The organism is Candidatus Chlorohelix sp. (assembly GCF_037138995.1).
Taxonomy (GTDB): domain Bacteria; phylum Chloroflexota; class Chloroflexia; order Chloroheliales; family Chloroheliaceae; genus Chlorohelix.
Genome location: NZ_JBAXHI010000100.1, coordinates 1 through 3,174, shown reverse-complemented (window position 1 = coordinate 3,174; position 3,174 = coordinate 1). Strand labels below are relative to the sequence as shown.

Below are 3,174 nucleotides of genomic sequence, written 5' to 3'. Positions count from 1 at the left end.
TGTTTTTCCGCTGCAAGTGGGCGCGACAATTAAAGTGTGGCGGCGGAGGTGGATGACCGACATTACTTCGGGTCTCTCGGTGGCGGTTATTTCTTTTTCAACATTGTAGGGGTTCCACTTTAGGATTTAGGATTTAGGTGGATTTCTTAATATAACGTTGATCCTTGATTTCGCTAGTGGTCATTTCCTTTTTTTCGGTGGTATCGCCCGGATGATTAGGCTTTTGAAATCGGATCACCTTTGCCTTCGGGCTTGAGGGCTTGTTTTATTAGCTGATTCTTCATTCAATTCATCCTCTCATTCTCCTCTTTGTGTGGGTGGTTCTTAGTGCGTCATTCTCCTCTTTGTGTGGGTGGTTCTTAGTGCGCTCTTGATTTCTCGTTCATGTTTCCAATTTACTATTATTTTCCCCTGTAATGCCCATTTTTTTTCCAATTTGAGGAAAACCTCCTGAGCTAACAGTTGTTATTTCTTCTCGCTAATGCTAGTGGTTACTCTTTTAGGCGGTCTTGTATAGTTCGACAGAATAGTTTGTTAGCTTCTGGTTGAAGTGAAAAGGTCTCTTCTCAATAAAGCGGGGGAAATCTCTAGCTCTTACCAGTTTTTTCTTGTAGACTGGTCTCAAAAGTCTTGGTTAGCAGAGACCAGTCTACGACCAGTCTACTCAGTTGCCCACAAATATTTGAGAAGATAAGTTCAACCATTGGGTTTGTAACCAAGTTTTTCAATATTTCGGTTCTTGATATTTTTTCTAATCTTTCACGGCAGGCTGGTTCTTTGGTTCCAATACCTTTTTAGTCAGGGATTCGGCCCACTAACGTTATGATACATCTAGAACCGAAACACCTCCTGTTTCTTGTTTGAAAATGTGGCTGAATCGCTGTTCCCTGCTTAGAAAGTTGATTGAATTTCGGTACGAGATGTTTTATTTCTAAAGCGGGTTGATTCCCTACTCATGCTCCGTCAAAATGCCAGAATCAGCAAGATTGGGCCAGAGCCCTTTTTGTCAGTATTTTGCTGACCGTACAGCTTTGAAGGCACAACAAATAACCCGATCTGCTTGGTCTATGCAAACGGCTAACCTAAAGTGTAATCGGTTAGCCGTAAAGCGAAAGTTGGCCTCTTCGGTACCTCATTTCTTGTGCGAAATTTGAATTTTGACAAGGTAATAGCACCTCTTTTGCCAGTTCGGATAGCTCTTCAAGCTCTTCTTTGGTAGTGGCAAGGTTCAGCCTGCGGAATAAAACCTCGCCCGTTAACGGCGCGGCGGCGCGACCCTCTTCTTCTTCTTTTAGAATTAGCGACTGTCTTAGGCCATGACCGTCTTCCTCTGCTTTTTCCATACTATAATCTAGTGAAATTTCAGGATTAAGGGGATCATGGTCTATTACACCCTCGTTTTGACTTATTGAATCGAAAGAGGGTTGCTCTAGGTGGAGAAATTCTTTCGCCGACAGCAACTGGTCCACTTTGACTGCTCCGGCTGGATCAGCACTGGTGATGAGTACCCTCGCGGGGTTGGCTGGAGTACGCATTACACCTCGGACGCGACCTATCGCCTGCCGGATATTTGCCTCATATTCCGCCTCGATCCACTTTTGCAACTCTGGGTCATTGGCTTGCTTACTGTAGCGTCCGGCGGTTGTCTGTGTCGTCCGGTCAGTCCAGTTGTAGAGCTTTAGGGTTTCATGCTCCTGATGGGGGCCAGTCTCTTGTTCCGGTGCGGGCGATAGTTTATCGTAACTCCTCAGTAGATCAATATCGCTCTGTATGTGATCGAGGGGACGGATATAATGACCTGTTAAGAATAGAGCGTCGCAATCTTTGTAAGCATTGGTCGCCCGGTCGTCTAATCCCCAATGACCCGCATGTACTCCCTTTGGTAGGTGCAATTCTTTTTCCCCAGCCTCCGGCCCTTCAAACGCTTTGGGCATTATCGCTAGACCTTTGTCGGGTTTAACTAACGCGAAGAAGTGGCTCGCGAGTGCTTCTACTTGGGCGCGGGTTTTCTCGTTGTGTAGATTTCGGGTAGTGTAGGTGGCATTGGTCAGTTGCGTAACTTCTACATTCTGCATCACGCGGTACTCTATGCGCTCCATTGCTGGGAAGAGTGCAAAGAGATCGGGGGTGGGTGTTGCGTCCAAAACGATTAGCGTTTTCGCGCCCATTATTTCAAGCAAGTTTTCTCGGTAGCGACTGATCTCAAAACGATACGTGCCATCGCCGTTCCGGGCGGCTTTAATCCGGCTGTCGCCGTGTGCTAAAGCTTCCAGTAAATCCTTCATGGCTTTGAAGGGGATTGTAAAGCCCTTTTGATAGCTTCTGTAGGGGGTTTCAAACCTAAAAGCGTCCGTATCGCCCTTATCCTTTTTACCATCCTCTTCGCCTTCTTTATTTCGTTTGTGGTTATCGGGTAGGGGTGCATTGTTAGCCAGATCGTCTAACCAGAGCGGTGATAAGCCCTTATCTTTAATTGCCGCTCTGATTGTTGCCATTGCCGGGTAGAGGGCGTTAGGCCCGTTAAATACAGGCTCGGCTCCTGCTTCGGTAGGGACTTGGCTGTATATCTCTGGCATTAGGGCTAAGGCTCTTTCTAGTACGCCAAATAGCTCTTCTATGATTGGCTCCGGTCGGGTTTCTGGTTGCTCTCTAATCTTTGTTCGCCACGTCTGAATGTTGGTAAAATCTAAGGTGAAGGTCTCCTTAATGTGAGCGTAAAGTTTTTCATCTATAATTACAATATCAAAATCTTTAAGCTGCTTTGAGCCATTAAGATAAGCGGCTGGAGTGGCGATGACTACTTGTGCCTCTTTGCTGGCGCGGCGACTGGCTAGATAGCCATGTTCATTGCAAGCCCATAACCGTTCACTACCCTCGCCGTATTTCTTCTGCCAATTCTCATCACTTCCAAAAGGGCAGGAAGGGCAGGCTACTCTCGCGGGTATCTGCCTTTGCGTACCAGCTTGCCCGGCGGTCGGGTCGCAGCAATCAAATGGACTGGGTAAGTAATTCTCGTTGCGAAAATCGTTTGGGTGACGACCTTCCTGAATGACTGCGTTACCATACTGAAGTAGAGTATGTAGCCTCGTACCGGGCGCAGTTCGTTCTTTTATAGCTAATCGCGTAAAACCACGCCCTTTTAAGGGCAGTGGATATAAGCGAACCGTTCTCGCG

General features: G+C 46.9%; 1 protein-coding gene. It reads right to left on the bottom strand.

The features are described 5' to 3' along the window. Window positions 1–1,097: 1,097 nt before the first annotated feature. Window positions 1,098–3,174: hypothetical protein (locus WCK19_RS18400; protein WP_342398866.1), on the bottom strand; the 2,077-nt coding region annotated here is incomplete at its 5' end.